Source organism: Rhodanobacter sp. FW106-PBR-R2A-1-15, assembly GCF_058789735.1.
In genome coordinates, this window is record NZ_JBYTEM010000017.1 from 23290 (window position 1) to 40600 (window position 17311).

Genomic DNA, 17311 nt, shown 5'->3' on the forward strand with positions numbered 1-17311 from the left:
GCAAGCAGCGCTGATGTAGTGCGAAGGCCGTACGCGGAGGTGTCGCGCTCACATGAAGATGCTCTGCTATCCAGTCCGTTATGAGATGGAATCACATGGAACTTGGCGGTTTTCCAGCACGCCGCGGATCATCCCCGACACCGCCCCGTCATTCACGGGCCGTTGCCGGTGGCTGCGCGCGGCGAAGTCGCGCGCATAGGGCACGTCCGCGGAGGGCACCGTGCCGGTGAGGTAGGGTAGTCAGACAGGGTCTGGGTAAGCGGAGGTGCCGACGCCGCACCTGTCAGGTCACCGGCGCGCCAGATGCGCAGGCTGCCGTCGCGATAGGGCTGGCGGTACAGCGGTGTGGCCGGATAGTGGTAGTCCGGCTCGTTGGTGATCACCCAGCCTTGCGGATGGGCGTGCGCCCATGCGGCTACCGCGGCCGGGTTGGCGGTGGCCGGGATCGGCGCGGTCAGCCGGCCGGCGAAGGTGAGCAGGCCGTACTGCGGGCCGGCGAACAGCAGCGGCACGCCGGCCTGTTGCGCGGCGGCCACGCGGCGGGCTGCCGCCATGACGTCGTAGCGGGGGGCGGCGCCCAGCACGAAGGCGAGCTTGCACAGCAGCAGCGCCGCCAGCATGCCGAGCGCGGCGCGGTCCACCGGCAGCGACGTCGTCCGCCGCTCCATGATGAACGACAGCCCCACAACGACGATCAGCACGCCGCAGGCGATCGCCTCGATGCGACCGGCGTGATTCACCGCCAGCCGACCCAGGCCGACCGCCACGGCGATGCCGATCAGCGCCAGCACCAGCCCGACGCGCCAGCCCACCACGCGCCAGCGGCCTGCGCCGAGGCGAACCCCGCCGGCCAGGGCCAGTGCCGGCAGCAACGGCAGCAGGTAGTGCGGCTGCTTGCCGCTGATCAGGCTGAACAGGACGAAGGCGGGAACGAAGGCAGCCGCCATGAAGCGGTCCACCACCCCGCCGGCAGGCACCGGCGCGGACCCGCCGCGCCTGACCGAGGCCACCCATGGCAGCATCATCGCCGGCAGGATCGGCAGGTACCACCACCATGGCCGGGCGTGCGCGAAGCTCTGCACCACGCGCCCCACCGTCTGGTGCAGGAAGATCGCATCCGCGTACTGCGTGCCGCCCGCCCGGGCCGCAGGCAGCGCCCAGGCCAGCGCCAGCAGCACGGCGCCGAGCAACGCGGCGAGCAGCCGCAGCCAGGTCGCCAGCGGCCGCGCCTGCGGCAGCCACCACGGTGCCAGCAGCGCCGGCACGCCGCCCACCAGCAGCGCGACCGGCCCCTTGACCAGGACCCCCGCACCCAGCGCCACCGCCATCGCCGCCACCGCGAGCGGCCAGCGCCGGCCGGCCAGCGCTGGCGTGGCCCGCCACGCCACCAGCGTGCATAACGTAAGCAGCATGTCGAACATCACCGTACCGGCATACACCGCGACGGCGGCGCAGCCCAGCCACAGCCACAGCGAGGCCCGCACGGCGGTGGCCCCGGCACCTAGCCGCCGGCCGAGCGAGGCGAGCAGCGGGAGGGTGGCCAGCAGCAGAAGCAGCTCCAGCAGGCGTGCCGCCCAGGCGTGCACGCCGGTCACCGACCAGGTCAGGTTGATCAGCCAGAACAGCAGCGGCGCCTTGTCCGAATACGGCGCGCCGTCCAGCCACGGCACCAGCCACTGGCCGCTCAGGTGCATGTTCCACGCCACCGCGAGGTAGCGCGTCTCGTCGATCGGCACCGGAAACAGGAAGAACACTGGCGGCAGCAGCAGGATCAGTGCCGCGATCCCTTGCAGGCGCGGGTTTCCGCGTAACCCGCCAATGAGATCCTTGCCTTGTATTGCCGTCATGCCACCCTCGGAAACTGTGTGGGAACCGCGCGGAACCGTCGCGGTCGCCAGCGTGTGGGCGACCGCGAACCGGAGCGTCATTGTTGCGGGTGGACGATTTCGTCGGTGTGAATTGTCCGCAGTGCGACAACATGCCGCGCGGCCGCTTCAACAGCGTTCGAGTATCCCGCAGATCGCCTCGAAGTCCGCATCGGTCATCCACGGGCTGTTGCCGATGCTGAGGCTGCGTGCGGCGAAGTCACGGGCGTGCGGCACGTCCTGCGCGGGCACCGTGCCGGCGAGATAGGGGTAGTCGGGCAAGGCGTGGATGAACAGGCGGCTGACGCCATGGCCGGCCTGCCACAGCTGCGCCAGCACGGCGTCGCGGCGCCGGTGGTCAGGCAGCAGCAGCAGGAAGAATGGCCAGGTGCCGTGGGCGCCGGCGGGGTCGTCGAGTACTTCGATGCCGTCGATCCGACGCAACCGTGGCAGGCGGCGTTGCGCCTGCATGGACAACTGATCGAGAAACGCCGGCAGCCGCGGCACGGCATGCGCGCCCACCGTCTGCCGCCAGCGGCCGACGCGGTGCAGCGGGATGGCCAGGGGGAAGTCGTCGCCCACGGCGGCAATCTCGTCGCCGCGGCGCAGTGCGCGGCGCAGCGGGTTGCCGTAGGCCAGGCGCAGGCCCCACGGTCGGTACAGCGCGGCGTAGCCGAGCAGTTCGAGGCGCCGCCGCCACTCCCAGCCGGCGTGCGGCGGCACGCGCTTCGCCGCGTCGGCCAGCCGCTCGCGCAGCGCGGGGTCGCGTGCGGCGAGCAGGCCGCCCTCGTAGATCGACAGGCCCTTGCCGGCGGCGAGGCTGAAGAAGCCCGCGTCGCCGGCCAACCCCACGCTGGCCTCGCCGCGGCGCGCGCCCAGCGCCTGCGCGGCGTCCTCGATCACGTATGCGCCGACGCTGCGTGCGACGGCCAGCGCGTCATCGACGTCGGCGACGCGGCCGGCCAGGTGGGTCGGCACGATCGCCAGCGTGTGCTCGTCGCAGGCCGCGCGCAGCGCGGACGGATCCATGTCGTAGTGGCCGGGCCGGAGATCGCACAGCTGCAGCTCCAGCCCGGCCTGCTGCACGGCGATCGCCACCAGCGGGCAGGTATAAGCCGGCACCACCACGCGGCGGCGGCGCGGAGCGAGTTCGCGCAGCGTGGTGAGCGTCAGCAGCAGCGCCGCGGTGCCGGAACAGGTCAGTGACAGTGGCGGGGTGCCCAGCAGAGCGGCGACGTCGTCGGCCAGTGTCGGCGCGCCGGGGCGCAGGTCGGCCAGCCGCAGCGGCAGGCCGGCGGTGGGAGGCAGTTCGTGGCGGCGATGGGGTAGCATGCGCGCAGCGTAGCGCGGGGGTCTAGCCAAGCGCCGGGTCGGCGTCGGCTTCTGCGGCGTGTTCGCGGCTCTCGGCGAAGCCGAGGCAGACGATGCCGGCGATGATCGCCAGCGCGCCCAGCGCGCGGGCGAGGGTGAGCTGCTCGTCGAACAGCCAGATCGACAGCAGCATCACCGAGACCACTTCCAGATGCGAGGCGGCGAAGGCGGGGCCGATCGGTGCGTGCTTGAGCAGCGCCATCCAGGTGAAGAACGCGCCGACGTAACCGATCACCGCGCCGTAGACCCACGGCTGGCCGAACACGCGCAGCAGCCATGCCAGGCTGGCCTCCACCGGCAGCGCCTGGGTACCGGCGTACTTGAAGCTGATCTGCGCGAGCGTGTCGAAGCCCATCAGCAGCAGGAAACCGAGCAGGTAGAAGCGCTTCATGTGCCCAGCCCCACGATCGTCACGCCGAGCGTGACCAGCGCAATGCCGGCGACGCGCCACCTGGTGAGCTTCTCGCCGAACAGGAAACGCCCGGCGAGCATGATCGCGACGATGTTGATCGAGCCCAGCAGCACGCCCTCGGACAACGGGACCAGCGAGAGGAACGCGATCCACACCAGGAATTCGGCCACGTAGCTGCCGACGCCGAGCCACAGCCATGGCCGCGACGCCATGTGTTTCCAGCGCGCCAGGCCGTCGCCGGCCGCCGGGTCGCCCGCGGCGGCCTTGAACGCCAGCTGGCCGCCGGTATCGAGCACGATGTTGAGGAGCCACAGGCTCGCCACGAGGGTGGAGATGGATCCCTCCGCCGCCATCATCAGGCGGCGGCGCGCTGCGTGCCGTTCGATGCGGCGATGCCGTTGAAGAACGCGGCCGAGCGCTGGATCAGGGTGCGCCGCTGCTTGTCGATGGTGATCATGTGGTAGCTGTCCTCGAGCAGCAGCAGCTCGGTCGGCGCGCTGACCTGACGCATGACCAGCTCGGCGTTCTTGGTGCTGGCCACGTCGTCGTCGCTGGCGTGGGCGACCAGGCACGGCGCGGTTACCCGCGGTAGCCGGCGGCGCACGTCGGCCGCCAGGCCGTACATCTCGGCCAGCGAGTACCACGGGTTGCCGGGCAGGCCGGCGGCAGCACTGTCGCCGCCGAGCATCGCCGCGCTGACTTGCGCGCGCAGGCGCTCGTCGCGGATGCCGTAGGGCGGCTGCTCCATGAAGCTGCGGTCGCGGCCGATGCCGAGTTTCTTCAGCAGCGGCAGCAGGAACGACAGCCGCGCCAGTTTCGGGATGCTCCAGCCGTCGTAGCGGAAGGTGGCGCCGTACACGCCCACGCCGGCGACCCGCCCGGGCCGCTCGGCGGCCAGTTTCAGCGCCAGCAGCGCGCCCATCGAGAGACCGCCGACGAACAGCTGGTCGACCTTGTCGAGCATTGCATCGGCAGCCTGCTCGACGCTGGCGTACCAGTCGCGCCAGCCGGTGGCGAGCAGGTCCTCGACATTGCCGCAGTGGCCGGCCAGCTGCATGCCGTGCACGGTGAAGCCGGCGTTGTTCAGGCCCTTGCCGAGCAGCTTCATTTCCATCGGCGTGCCGGTGAGGCCGTGGATCAGCAGCACGCCGCTGCGGCCACCCTCGAGGAAAAAGTCGGTTTGCTGGATCACGCGATGGCCTTGCGGGAACGAACGGCGTCAATTTTCATGCGCGGAATGATCGCAGCGGGCGGTTTCCTCAGTCTTTCGGCGCGCCGTCGGCGCCGAAGCGCACCGTCACGCGCTGGCCGATGCGCAGGTTGCGCACCGGTTCGGCGTCGGGCTGGTCGAACGCCAGCACGCACTCCACCGTGCGCGCGTTGGCGCGTATCTGCGGGTCGTTCTCCATCGTGGCCGGGCTGTAGACCTTGCCAATGCGCAGCACGTGCGCGGTCCAGCGGACATGCTCGCCGCCTTCGGCCACCACTTCGGCCGGCATGCCCGGGTGGACCGCCGCGGCGAAGCTGTCGTTGAGCTCGGCGCGCACGATCCGCGGCTTCCGCGGCAACAGCACGAACAACGGCCCGGATGCAGGCGACACGCTGGTGCCACGCTGGCCCGACACCCGCACCACGTCGGCGTCGAACGGCGCAACCAGGCTGCGCTGCTTCAGCTCGTAGCGGGCCTCGTCCAGCTTCTGGCCAGCCATGCCCAAGGCGGCGCGGGCCGCCTGCTGCTCGGCGTCGATCTGCGCGGCCGCCTCGCGCGCATCGTCGGCGCTCTGGCCGTCGCCGGCGCCGGCGGCGGCGGCGGCGGCGAGGCGTTGGGCGCGCTGCTGCGCCGCGGCCTGCTTGATCCCGAGCAGCTTCAGCTGGGCCTGTGCCTGCTCCTGTTGCGCCTGCGCCGCCTCGACCGCCAGCCTGGCCGGCTCGGTATCCAGCGCCGCCAGCAACTGGCCTTGCTTGACGCGGTCGCCCTCGTGCACGGCAACCGTGGCCAACGTGCCTTCGCGCGGCATGGCCAGGTTCAGCAGGCCGCCTTCGATGTCGACCCTGCCGCGCGCGACGGCGACGTAGGTGGCCGCGGGCTTGGCGCCGGTGTCGGCCGGTGCCGGGGCCGAGGGCGAGCAGGCCGGCAGCAGCGCCGCGACGGCCAGCGCGAGGCCGCCGCGGCGGAGCAGGCGCGCCGCGTGCGTGCGCCATGATGGGTGGAAGGCGGGCAGCTTCATGCGGGGTTTTCCTTGCTGTCGATGACCGCGCCGTGGTTGCGCCGGTCACTGAGTATGCGGCCATCCTCCATCGCCAGCACACGGTCGGCGTGGGCGACCAGGCGCGGGTCATGGCTGACGCACAGCACGGTAGTGCCGTGGGTATGGGCGATGCGGTGCAGGATGTCGATGATGATCTGGCCGTTGGCGGCATCCAGCGCGCTGGTCGGTTCGTCGGCGAACAACAGCTCGGGCTGCTTGGCCAGCGCGCGGGCGATCGCCACGCGCTGTTTTTCGCCGCCGGACAGCTCCGACGGGCGCAGCCGCATGCGGTGCGCCAGGCCGACCTCCTCCAGCGACTGTTGCGTGCGCCGGCACGCCTCCTCGCGCGACAGACCCATGTGGTTCAACGGCAGCTCGACCTGCTCGAACGCGGAGAGCGCGGGGAACAGGTTGAAGCCCTGGAACACGAAGCCGGTGTGCTGCAGGCGGAAGCGTTCCAGCGCGCGCATGTCGAGCTGGCCCAGCTCACTGCCCAGCGCCAGCACGCGGCCGGCATCGACCTTCTGCAGGCCGCTGAGGATCGCCAGCAGGGTGCTCTTGCCGCAGCCGGACGGGCCGGAGATCAGGGTCAGTTCGCCGGCGTCGATGCTCAGCGAGAAGTTGTTCAGCACCTGCGTGCTCTGGTGGCCGGAGATGAACGCCTTGCTGACGTTCTCGGCCTGCAGCGCCGGCGTGCGTGCCGGCTCGATGGCGTGGACAGGCATCGCGGCTACCTCAGCAAGGTCGCGGGATCGGCGCGGCGCAGGCTGCGCATCGCGGCCAGGCCGGAGACCGCCGCCAGACCCATCACCAGCAGGATGCAGGCCAGCGCAGCCGGTACGTTCAGCACCACCGGCACGTCCTGGCTGCGCGCCAGCAGCATCAGCAGGATGCCCAGCGCGCTGGCCCCGAGCAGGCCCAGCGCGCCGACCCAGAACGCCTGTTCCAGCACCACCTTGCGCAGCGCGCCCACGCCCACGCCGAGTGCGTTGAGGGTGGCGTACTCGCGCACCGAGCCGTTCACCGCGGCGATCAGGGTCTGGCTGGTGATCGCCGCGCCGACCAGGAACACGATGCCGGCCAGGAACAGCACGCCAGCGCCGGCGCCGGTGTCGAACAACCAGTAGCGCACCGAGATGTTGGCGAAATCGGCGGCGCTCCATGCGGTATACGGGCCGAAGGCGGTGTCGCCGCGCAGGCGCATCGCCACGGCGTCGGCCTGGGTCGGGTCGCGCAGTTTCGCCACCAGGTAGGTCGGCCCGAGGTCGGCCGGGTCGTTGTCCAGCCGGCGCGCGGTGTCCAACGAGCACAGCACGTTGACCCCGCCGAGCGCGCGCAGGCCGCGGCTGATGCCGACCACGCGTACCTGGTGACCGTTGATGGTGGCGGTCTGGCCGATGCCCACGCCGAGCTGGTCCATGGCGGAGCGGTCGATCACGATCGCATCCGGTTCGGCCAGCCGCCGGCGCAGCGCCGGGGCCAGCACCTTGGAGAACATCAGCGCGTCGGCGGCCGGATCGATGCCGGAGACGAACACCGAGACGCCGCCGGTTTCGCGCGGCCCGCGCCAGTCGCCGTCGACCCACAGGTACGGCTCGACCTGCTGCACTGCCGGGTCCATCAGCAGGCGCGACTCCACGTCGGCGTCGATCGTGCGGCCCAGGCTCACGCTCTGCGTGCCGGGGTAGCCGACCCATACGTCGGCCGACGAGCCGGTGATGTAGAGGCTGGTGCTGCCGAAGATGCCCAGCACCAGCGCGATCTGCAGCAGCTGCAGCAGGCCGGCGAAGCCGACCGCCAGCATCGCCGGCAGGAAGCGCCGCCATTCGTAGACCAGCGTCTTGCGCGCCAGGGCCACCATCAGCGGCAACCCCGAAAAGCTGCTCCGTTTGCCGTCATTCCCGCGAAAGCAGGAATCCGCAGGCTTCTGCCAGCAGTGGCCTGACGGCGCTGGACCCCGGCTTTCGTCGGGGGGACGAAGTGGTTCGAGGTTGCCATCAGTGCGGCGCTCCGTCGGCGGCGTCGGGCGCCGTCGCGGCCTGTGCCGTTTCCGGCGCGGGCCGCGGCGCGCCGCCCAGCGCTTTGAACAGCGCCACGTAGGCGAGGCTGTGCGCGGCGCGCGCGTCGGCCAGTTCGAGCGCGGCCTGCTCGGCGGCGATCCAGCTTTCGGTGCGATCGAGCGGGCTGTCCAGTTGCAGCTTGTTACGCACCTGCACGGCCTGGTCGGCGCGTTGCAGCGCCTGCCACGCCAGAGTTTCCTGCTGCTCGCGCCGACGCTGCTGCTCCAGGCCGCCCAGCGCGGTTTCCACCTCGGCCACGCCCTGCAGCACGGCTTGTCGGTAGGCCAGCACGCTGGCTTTCAGTTCATGGTCCCTGGCGTGCTTGGCGGCCAGCCGCATGCCCCAGTCGAACAGCGGGATGTCGATCACCGGACCCAGCGAGTTGATGGCGTTCGGGGTGGTGGAGAAGCGGCGGTTGTTGTTGATGTCGGTGGCCCAGACCATCGAGGCGCCGAGGCCGATGTTGGGAAACAGCTCGGCGTGGGCCAGCGCCAGGTCGCCGGCACTGCGCAGCACGTCCGCCTCGGCGCGGGCGATTTCCGGCCGCGTGCGCAGCAGCTCGGCCGGCGTGCCGTCGAGTCGCCAGGCGCCCAGCTCCGGCGGCGTACCCGCCTGCAGCCACGCCGGGTCGGGGTGGTTCTGTCCGAGCAGGACGGCCAGCCGCTGCGCGCTGGCGTCGGCGGCCTGGCGCGGCGCTGCCAGCGCGGCTTCGGCCCGTGCCCAGGCGGCCTGCGCCTGGTCCACGGCGCCGGGGGCCGCCAGCAGCAGGCGCTGGCGTGTCTGCTGCAGTTCCCACGCCTGCCTGCGCTGCTGGCTGATCTGCTGCAGCAGCTGTTCCTGCTGCTGCGCGGTGCGCAGGCCGATCCACTCGCGCACCACTTCGGCGACCAGGCTGACCCGCGCGGCTTGCAGGTCGGCCACACCGGCATCCAGCGCGCCCTGCGATTCGCGCCGGGTGCCCTCGGCGCGGCCGAACAGGCCAAGTTCCCAACTGGCATCGAAGCCGGCCACGAGGTACGAGGCGCTGGCATCCGGATCGATCGAGTCGTGGGTGCGCGCGTGCAGTTCCGGCAGATAGCGGGCGTGGGCGCGTTCGTGCAGGCTGCGCACGGCGCGCAACCGCTCGACCGCCTGCGCCACGTCGAGGTTGTGGGCCAGCGCGCGGTCGACCAGCGCATCGAGGTCGGGGTCGGCGAAGGCGTGCCACCAGCCGTGCAGGTCGGTCGGCGGGGCCGGATCCGCCGTGACCGCATGCCGCCATTGCGCAGGTACCGGCGGCGCCAGTTTGGGCAGCGGGGCGGCGCAGCCGGCCAGCCCGCAGAGCATGGCGACAAGCAGGCAGGTGCGCCACCCGTGGTTCGCGGTTGCCTTGCTCAGTCGAAGTGGCACAGCGTGTATGTTCTCGGAAGCATGATCGGGCCGGATATCAGGGTCGGCGTGGAGGGACGGTCGTGGCCCGCCATTATGGCGGAAGAATCCTTCTTCATGCTGATGGTGGCGGCGTGGCCGGGCTGCAGGCACGCAGCGGGCTGGCGCCGGCCACCTTCATGCCGGCCGGTCGGAGCCGCTTGGCGCGGCGGGGAACCGGACCTCCACACACAGGCCGCGCGGCTCGCCGGGCCGATAAACCACCTCGGCATGATGCCGCTCGGCGATGCGCTGGACGATCGCCAGCCCCAGCCCGCTGCCTTCCTCGTTGTTGCCGGCGACGCGGAAGAAACGCTCGCTCAGCCGCGGCAGCAGCTCGGCCGGGACGCCGGGGCCGTTGTCCTCGACGCTGAGGCTGGCGCCACCATCGGCGCGTACCGCCAGCCTCACGGTGACGGCGCTGCCGCGGCCGGCATAACGCACGGCGTTGTCGATCAGGTTGTCCAGCAGGTCCAGCAGGCTGGCGGCGTCGCCCAGCACGAACAGCGGCTGGCCGCTGCCTTCGTAGCCCAGATCCACGCCAGCCCGGATTGCCTCGTGCACGCGGTCGGCGACCGCCTCGGGAATGAAGCGGGCGAGATCGAGCAGGGCGCACTCGCCGGTTTCCAGCGAGGGCGCCTGCACGCGCGTCAGCGCCAGCAGTTGTGCGGACGTGCGCGCGGCGCGGCGCACCAGCCGCTGGATGTGGAGCAGGGCGTCGGCCACCGTTTCCGGCTGCGGGTTGGCGATGGCGTGTTCGACGTGCAGGCTCAACCCGGTCAGCGGCGTGCGCAACTGGTGCGCGGCATCGGCGATGAAGCGGTCGTGCAGGGTCAGCATGCCGCGCAGACGGGCAAACAGCGCGTCGATGGTCCGTGTCAGTGGCCGGATCTCCAGCGGTACGTCGGGGCCGTCGATCGGCGTGAGTTCGTTGTTGCGCGCGGCGAGCCGGGCGGTCAGCGGGTCGAGCACGCGCAGGCCGCGGCCCACGCCGAACCAGACCAGCGAAAGCACGCAGGCGATCAGCAGGGCCTGCATCATGATCGCCAGCAGCAGGATTTCGCGTGCCTGCTGGTGGCGGTCGTGCAGCGTCTCGGCAACGGTGACGACCAGGCTGTCGCCGGGTTCACTGCGCATCGCGACGCGCACCGTCGCCGCGCGCAGGGTGTGTTTCTCCATCTGCAGGTCGTAGAGCGTCGGCGCGGCGCCGATGGCAGGCGCCTGCGGCGGTTCCGGCAGTCTTTCGTTGCCGGCCAGCAGGCCGTGCCGGGCGCTGCTCACGTTGAAATAGCCACGGCCTTCCGGGTCGTATTCGAGCAGGAAGCGTGCCTGCGGGGCCACGTCGCTGCCGAACTGCTCGTTGCCGACCATGGTGGCCAGGGTCACGGCATCATTGCTCAGGTCGCGATCGTGCACCCGGTTGGCGTAGCCCAGCGCCACGCCATAGGTCAGCAGCGCATCCAGCAGCAGCAGCACGCCGACCGGCACCAGCAGGGCCAGCAGGAGGCGTCGGCGCAGGCTGGGCCGCAGCGGGCGCGTGCGTGGCGGGTTCATGCCTGGCCGTTCTCGCTGTCGTCGGTTTCTTCCAGCAGATAGCCGAGGCCGCGGATGGTGCGTACGCCGGTGCCGCTGCCTTGCAGCTTGCGGCGCAGCCGGTGGATGGCGATGTCCAGTCCGTTGTCGGTCAGCTCCTGGTCCCAGTCGCACAGCGCCGCCACCAGCTGGGCGCGACTGGTGACGCGATCGACCCGCGTGGCCAGCGCCTCGAGCAGGCCGAACTCGCGCGCGGTCAGTTCCAGCGGCGTCTGGCCGATCCAGGCGCGATGCCCCGGCAGATCCAGCCGCAACCGGCCCAGTTGCAGCTCCGGCTTGCCCTGGCTGTTGGCCCGGCGCAGCAGTGCCCGCACGCGGGCCTCGAACTCGGCCAGGGCGAAGGGCTTCACCAGGTAGTCGTCGGCGCCTAGATCGAGCACGCGGATGCGTTCGGCCAGGCCTTCGCGGGCGGTCACCACCAGCACCGGCATGCCGGTGCCGCGCTGGCGCAGGCGGCGCAATACCTCGGTGCCGTCCAGGGCGGGCAGGCCCAGGTCCAGCACCAGCAGGTCGTAGTCGTGATCGCGCAGCGCGGCGTCGGCGAGATTGCCGCGGGAGGCGTGGTCCACCGCATGGCCGCCGTGGCGCAACGAGGCACAGAGGCCGTCGGCGATGGCGGGGTCGTCCTCGGCCAGAAGAATGCGCATGCGCTGGGTGCTCCTGTAATGCACGGAGCTGGCTGAATGCCAGGCCCGGTGGGTCGATTTGTTGAGATTGATTCTTGTCTGCGGTCTAATGGTCGCCGGCGCAGGCCGTGACTGCGGAGTTTGCGCCCATCGAGACCACCATGTACCGGCGGCGGTTCCCCGGCTGGCGCGTCTATGCGAATCATGGACAAGCATGGGTCAGCCGTCATCATCCACCAGATTGCCGGAGCCGCCACGATGAGCAGGCACGGCGCGACGACGACATGGCGCGCGGTTGTCGGCAACGCGATCCTGCCGACCGGGCTGGCGCTGCTCTCGGCGGCGCTGCTCCTGCGGCACGCCGATGCGCGCAGTCCGCAGGCGCTGGGCTGGCTCGGCTCGGCGCTGCTGCTGGCGGCGTGGCTGGGGCTGTTCGGCTGGTGGCGCCTGCGGCGCGTGCCGGCGCCGCGCAAGCCGCGGGTGGTGGCCGATACCGCCACCACCCGCGATCCGGCCACGGCGGTGGCCGGGGCAACAGCCGGCGCGGCGCAGGCCGGGGTCGGCGTGCAGGTGGTCTACGCCAGCCAGACCGGCTTCGCCGAGCAACTCGCGCGGCAGACCTTGCAGAGTCTGCAGGCTGCTGGCGTGCCGGCGCGTTTGCATGGCCTCGACGGCGTAACGCCCGATGAGTTGCGTCGTGCCGGTCGCGTGCTGTTTGTGGCCAGTACCACCGGCGATGGCGAACCGCCGGACATGGCGCAGGCGTTCAGCCGCCTGGCCATGCGGCAGCCGGCGCCGCTGGACGGGCTGCGCTACGGCCTGCTCGCGCTGGGCGACAGCGACTACGAGGACTTTTGCGGCTTCGGCCGGCAGCTGCAGCGCTGGCTCGAGGCCAGCGGTGCGCGGGCGCTGTTCGATCCGGTGGAGGTGGACAGCGAAGATGAGGCCAGCCTGCGCCACTGGCAACACCACCTGGCGATGCTCACCGGCGTCAGCGACCTGCCGGACTGGCAGGCGCCGAAGTACCAGCGCTGGCGGCTGGCCGAACGGCGCCTGCTCAATCCCGGCAGCGTGGGCGAAGCCTGCTTCCATCTCGAGCTGCAGCCGCTTGAGGGCCTTGCAGACTGGCAGGCCGGCGACCTGGTCGAGATCGGCCCCTGTCATGCGCCGGAAAAGGTGGCGGCCTGGCTGGCGGCCAGCGGGCTGGATGGCCGTGTGTCGGTGGCGTTCGGCAGGGAGCGCCTGCCGCTGGCCGGATGGCTGGCGCGTTGCCGCCTGCCTGAAGCCGGCGAGATCGACGGGTTGGACGAACAGACCGTGGCGGCGAGGCTGCAGCGGCTGCCGCACCGCGAATACTCGATCGCCTCGCTGCCGGGCGACGGCGCGATCCACCTGCTGGTGCGCCAGATGCGCGGCCGCGGCGGCTACCTCGGCCTCGGCTCCGGCTGGCTGACCGCGCATGCGTCGATTGGGGCGCCGGTGGCCCTGCGCGTGCGCGGCAACCCCAATTTCCATCTGCCGCGGGATGCGCGGCCGCTGATCCTGATCGGCAACGGCACTGGGCTGGCGGCGTTGCGCGCGCTGCTGAAGGCACGCATCGCCGCCGGCCATCGGCGCAACTGGCTGCTGTTCGGCGAGCGGCATGCGGCGCACGATGGCTTCTATCGCGAGGAGATCGAGCGCTGGCTGGCGGGCGGCTGGATCGAACGCACCGATTTTGCCTGGTCGCGCGACCAGGCCGAGCGCATCCACGTGCAGCAGCGGCTGCGCGAGGCGGCCGGTGAACTGCGGCGCTGGGTCGACGCCGGCGCGGCGATCTACGTGTGCGGCAGCCTCGACGGCCTGGCGCCGGGTGTCGATGCGGTATTGCGCGACGTGCTGGGCGATGCGGAGGTCGGGCAGTTGCGTGCGCAGGGGCGCTACCGGCGCGACGTCTACTGAGTCCATTGCATGACCTGGCTGCTTGGGTGCACTCTGCGGGGATTGCCCAGGGGGGTGACGGAATGCGGCGAAGCGTACGCAAATGGGGGCGCCTGTGCGCCGTGGCCGCGTTGTGGCCGTGGCTGGCGATGGCGCAGCAGGTTGCTCCGGCGGCATCGACCGCGGCGCCGGCCAGGGCGGTCAGCGTGGCGCTTCCCGACATTCCCTTCGCAGCCGCCGATGCCGCCGCGGTCAGTGTGCCCAGCGCCGCGAACGCCTGGGGCGGCGAGCGCAGCGGCAACGAGCCGATGCTGTCCGACCGCGTGGTGAGCTATCGCATCGACGCCACGCTTGACGCGGCGAAGCACACGGTAAGCGGCCAGCAGCACATGACCTGGCGCAACCGCAGCGACCGCCCGCTGAGCAAGGTCTACTTTCACCTGTACCTCAACGCGTTCCAGAACGAAGGCAGCACCTGGTTCACCGAACGCAAGGTGCTGACCGCGCACGGCAGTTCGCGCGGCGCGGCAGTGCTGAAGAAGGGCGAGTGGGGCTGGATCGAGCTGAAACAGGTGAAGCAGGGCGACGCCGCGCTGAAGTGGCGCTTCGTGCAGCCCGACGGCGGTCCGGCCAGCGACCAGACCGTGGCGCGGATCGACCTGGCCGAGCCGGTGCCGGCCGGCGGCACGCTGACCCTGGACATCGACTTCCTCAGTCAGTTGCCGCGGGTGGTCGAGCGCACCGGCTGGTGGGGCGACTTCAACTTGGTGGCGCAGTGGTTCCCGAAGATCGGCGTGCTGGAGCTGGCCGGCGAGCGCGGCGCCAGCGCGCCACGCTGGAACGTGCACGAGTTCCACTTCAACAGCGAGTTCTACGCCGACTTCGGTCTGTACGACGTGCGCCTCACCGTGCCCAGTGACTACACCGTGGGTGCGGTCGGCAAGCGGCAGGGGCCGCCCGAGACGGCGAACGGCAAGAGCACCTACCACTACGTGCAGGGCGACGTGCACGATTTCGCCTGGGTCGCCGCCAAGGGCTACAAGACGCTGGACGGCACGTGGCAGGGGCCGGGCAGCCCGAAGGTCGACGTGCGGGTGATCTATCCCGAGGAATACGCCGCCAGCGCCGCGCCGGTGCTCAAGGCCACCACCGATTCGCTGACCTACTTCTCGAACTCGCTGGGCGCCTACCCGTACCAGACGGTGACGGCGGTGGTGCCGCCGTACAACGCGTCGGAGGCGGGCGGCATGGAATACCCGACCTTCTTCACCGCCGACGGCTACGCCAAGGTCGAGCCGGGCACGCTCACCCAGTACGCGCTCGACTTCGTCACCATCCACGAGTTCGGCCACGGCTACTTCTACGGCATCCTGGCCTCGAACGAGTTCGAGGAGCCGATGCTCGACGAGGGCATGAACGAATACTGGGACGACCGCATGCTGCGCGCGCGCGGCCAGGACATCGTGGCGGCCAGCGGCTGGACGAAACGTCTCGGCATCGCGCCGACGATTCCGCCGTTCGTCTTAGAGCGCATGATCGCCGGCCTGCGCCAGCCGCCCGATCCGCTGGGCGCGAATGCGTGGAACCGCCTGTCCAGCAGCAGTTACGGTACGGTCTACGCACGCACCGCCACCGCCATGCACGATCTGGAGGAGCGCCTGGGCAAGCCGGTGCTGGAGCGCGCGATGCACGAGTATTACCGGCGCTGGCGCTTCCGCCATCCGTCGGTGGCCGACTTGCGCGCCACCCTGGCCGAGGTCTCCGGCAAGCCGCAGGCGGTCGATGCGATCTTCGACCAGTACGTCTACGGCACGGCGCAGATCGACGATCGGGTGGCCAGCATCGACACCGCCGAAGTGCTGCCGCTGGCCGGCAGCACGCTGAAGGACGGCAAGCGCAGCGAGCTCGACGGCGACGCCCTGGATAAACAGGCCGACAAGCAGCGCAAGGATTGGGACCATGCCCATCCGGACGCGAAGCCGGGCAGCGGGCCGTTCCCGTGGCACAGCACCATCACCGTGCGCCGCGACGGCGCGCCGGTGCCGCAGCTGTTGCGGGTGAAGTTCGCCGACGGCAGCCATGAGGACGTGCGCTGGAACGACGGCCGCCGCTGGGCCCGCTTCGATTTCACCCGGCCGGCCAAGGCGGTCTCGGCCGCGCTCGATCCCGAGCAGAAGATCCTGCTGGATACGAACAAGCTCAACGACAGCCGTACGACCATGGCCGATGGCAGCGCCTCGCGCCGCTGGAGCGCCGATGCCGCGTCCTTGCTGCAGGTCTTTTACGCCTTGATGGGGTCGCTGTGATGATGGGCAAACATGCTTCCCGTCGGGTCGATCTTGGCGCCGTGATGCGTGCGCCGCTGATCGCCATGCAGTGGCGCCTGCTGCTGCTGTGGACACTGTTGCTGCTGCTGCCGACCGCGGTGGTCAGCCTGCCGTTGTGGCGCAGCCTGAGCGGGCTGCTCGACCATTCGGTGCAGGCGCCGGCCTGGGCCGTGCAGTTCAGTCCGCTGATGTTTGGCGACACCGTGTCGGTGCTCAGGAACGACAGCGGCTGGCTTGGCGGCGTGGCGATCCTCGGCCTGCTGCTGACCCTGCTGCTGTCGCCGTTCCTCAACGGCATGCTGGTCGGCGGCGGGCGCGCCCGTCGTACGCTGGGCTTCGGTCATCTGCTCCAGTGCGGCATCGTCGAGTACGGCCGCATGTTCCGCCTGATGCTGTGGTCGGTCGTGCCGTATGCGGTGATGGGCGGGCTGATCGGCGTTGCGTTGCACATGGCCGATGGCGTCGGCGGCAAGGCGGTGCTGCAAGCGCAGGCCGACCGCGCATCGCACCTGGCGCTGTTGGTTGCCGGCGTGCTGTTCGTGCTGGCGCAGGCCATGGTGGAGTCGGGACGCGCCGCGTTCATCGCGGACGGCAACCTGCGCTCAGCCACCCGCGCCTTTGGTCGAGGCTTCATGCAGCTGCTGCGCCGGCCATTCAGCACGCTGCTCAGCTACGTGCTGATCAGCGTGATCGGCTATGCGCTGGCATTGGCGCTCGGCGTGGGCCGCCTGCACACCCCGGCGCTCGGCACCAGCGGCCTGCTGCTGGCCATGTTGCTGACGCAACTGGTGGTGCTGGTGCTGGGCTGGGTGCGCATGGCCCGGGTGTACGCGCTGGCCGAGGTGGCGCGTTCGCTGTCGTCGTCGCGGCGTGGCGGCGGTCTGCCGAAGGCGCTGTAGGGTTCTTCGTCGTCCGGCCGGCGCACGCTGGCGGGCGGCGGTTCAGCCGTAGGCGCGGCGGTGCTCGCGGTGCGGCGGGTAGTAGGCGAACACGTGGCTGTGGCTGCCGTAGAAGTCCATGTCCTCGATGTGTTCGCCGCCGAGTCGCGCAGCGACCCGGTCGGAGGCTTCGTTGCCGACCCGCACCAGGCTGATCACGCGCTGGGCGTGCAACTGGTTCCAGGCGAAGTCGAGCACGGCGTTGCCCGCCTCGGTGGCGTAGCCGTGGTGGCGGTGCCCGGGCTTGAGCATCCAGCCCATTTCCAGGTCGGGCCAGCCGTCGGGGTACATCAGGCCGGCGCGGCCGATGAATTCGCCGGTGGACTTCAGTTCCAGCGCCCACATGCCGAAGCCGCGCAACTGCCAGTGGCCCAGCAGCATGGCCAGCGAGCGCCAGGCGTTGGTGCGGTCCAGCGGCTCGCCATCGCCGATCCAGCGCGTGCTGTCCGGGTCGGCCAGCATCGCGGCGTAGTCGTCGAAGTGCCGCTCGGTGAGCGCGGTGAGGCGCAGGCGCGCCGTTTCAATGGTGGGAATGTCGAACAT

The 17311-nt window shown here is 70.9% G+C and carries 15 protein-coding genes; 3 read left to right on the top strand and 12 right to left on the bottom strand.

The features are described 5' to 3' along the window. Window positions 1-152: 152 nt before the first annotated feature. The 11 genes from AC3WTD_RS10345 to AC3WTD_RS10395 form a co-directional block, all read right to left on the bottom strand. Window positions 153-1847, bottom strand: coding sequence for an ArnT family glycosyltransferase (locus AC3WTD_RS10345; protein ID WP_492613737.1), 1695 nt, complete (start codon window positions 1845-1847; stop codon window positions 153-155). 147 nt (window positions 1848-1994) lie between these two features. After that, window positions 1995-3197, bottom strand: a complete 1203-nt coding sequence (locus tag AC3WTD_RS10350) for a DegT/DnrJ/EryC1/StrS family aminotransferase (RefSeq protein WP_492613738.1) — start codon at window positions 3195-3197, stop codon at window positions 1995-1997. Window positions 3198-3219: 22 nt separating this feature from the next. Then, window positions 3220-3627, bottom strand: coding sequence for a DMT family transporter (locus AC3WTD_RS10355; protein WP_027493585.1), 408 nt, complete (start codon window positions 3625-3627; stop codon window positions 3220-3222). Further along, window positions 3624-4004 (bottom strand): DMT family transporter, encoded by a 381-nt coding sequence (locus AC3WTD_RS10360; protein WP_027493584.1) that lies wholly within the window; start codon window positions 4002-4004, stop codon window positions 3624-3626. The genes AC3WTD_RS10355 and AC3WTD_RS10360 overlap by 4 nt, the downstream gene beginning before the upstream one ends. Next, window positions 4004-4840, bottom strand: coding sequence for an alpha/beta hydrolase (locus AC3WTD_RS10365; protein ID WP_235642585.1), 837 nt, complete (start codon window positions 4838-4840; stop codon window positions 4004-4006). Before AC3WTD_RS10365 ends, AC3WTD_RS10360 begins: the two co-directional genes overlap by 1 nt. 67 nt (window positions 4841-4907) lie before the next feature. After that, window positions 4908-5876: an efflux RND transporter periplasmic adaptor subunit gene (locus AC3WTD_RS10370; RefSeq protein WP_492613739.1), complete on the bottom strand. Its 969-nt coding sequence runs from the start codon at window positions 5874-5876 to the stop codon at window positions 4908-4910. Further along, a complete protein-coding gene (locus AC3WTD_RS10375; RefSeq protein ID WP_027493581.1) occupies window positions 5873-6622 on the bottom strand; it encodes an ABC transporter ATP-binding protein in 750 nt (249 codons plus the stop codon). The genes AC3WTD_RS10370 and AC3WTD_RS10375 overlap by 4 nt, the downstream gene beginning before the upstream one ends. Window positions 6623-6627: 5 nt before the next feature. Next, on the bottom strand, window positions 6628-7758 hold the full coding sequence (locus AC3WTD_RS10380) for an ABC transporter permease (protein WP_027493580.1): 1131 nt from the start codon (window positions 7756-7758) through the stop codon (window positions 6628-6630). Between the two features lie 136 nt (window positions 7759-7894). Beyond that, complete coding sequence (locus AC3WTD_RS10385; RefSeq protein WP_492613740.1) at window positions 7895-9283, bottom strand: TolC family protein; 1389 nt, start codon at window positions 9281-9283, stop codon at window positions 7895-7897. A gap of 219 nt (window positions 9284-9502) precedes the next feature. Beyond that, entirely contained in the window at window positions 9503-10918 is a 1416-nt protein-coding gene (locus AC3WTD_RS10390) for a sensor histidine kinase (RefSeq protein WP_492613741.1), read from the bottom strand. Next, on the bottom strand, window positions 10915-11604 hold the full coding sequence (locus AC3WTD_RS10395) for a response regulator (protein WP_492613742.1): 690 nt from the start codon (window positions 11602-11604) through the stop codon (window positions 10915-10917). Before AC3WTD_RS10395 ends, AC3WTD_RS10390 begins: the two co-directional genes overlap by 4 nt. Window positions 11605-11841: 237 nt before the next feature. Here AC3WTD_RS10395 and AC3WTD_RS10400 point away from each other — a divergent pair, with 237 nt between their 5' ends. From AC3WTD_RS10400 to AC3WTD_RS10410, 3 genes are all read left to right on the top strand, one after another. Next, on the top strand, window positions 11842-13524 hold the full coding sequence (locus AC3WTD_RS10400; protein WP_492613743.1) for a flavodoxin domain-containing protein: 1683 nt from the start codon (window positions 11842-11844) through the stop codon (window positions 13522-13524). A 62-nt stretch (window positions 13525-13586) separates the two neighbouring features. Continuing rightward, the gene (locus tag AC3WTD_RS10405; protein ID WP_235642588.1) at window positions 13587-15809 is read left to right on the top strand and encodes a M1 family metallopeptidase; all 2223 of its coding nucleotides are present in this window, start codon (window positions 13587-13589) and stop codon (window positions 15807-15809) included. After that, window positions 15809-16729, top strand: a complete 921-nt coding sequence (locus AC3WTD_RS10410) for a hypothetical protein (RefSeq protein ID WP_492613744.1) — start codon at window positions 15809-15811, stop codon at window positions 16727-16729. The genes AC3WTD_RS10405 and AC3WTD_RS10410 overlap by 1 nt, the downstream gene beginning before the upstream one ends. 42 nt (window positions 16730-16771) lie before the next feature. Here the strand turns inward: AC3WTD_RS10410 and AC3WTD_RS10415 are convergent, their stop codons facing one another. Beyond that, window positions 16772-17311: a GNAT family N-acetyltransferase gene (locus tag AC3WTD_RS10415; RefSeq protein ID WP_027493575.1), complete on the bottom strand. Its 540-nt coding sequence runs from the start codon at window positions 17309-17311 to the stop codon at window positions 16772-16774.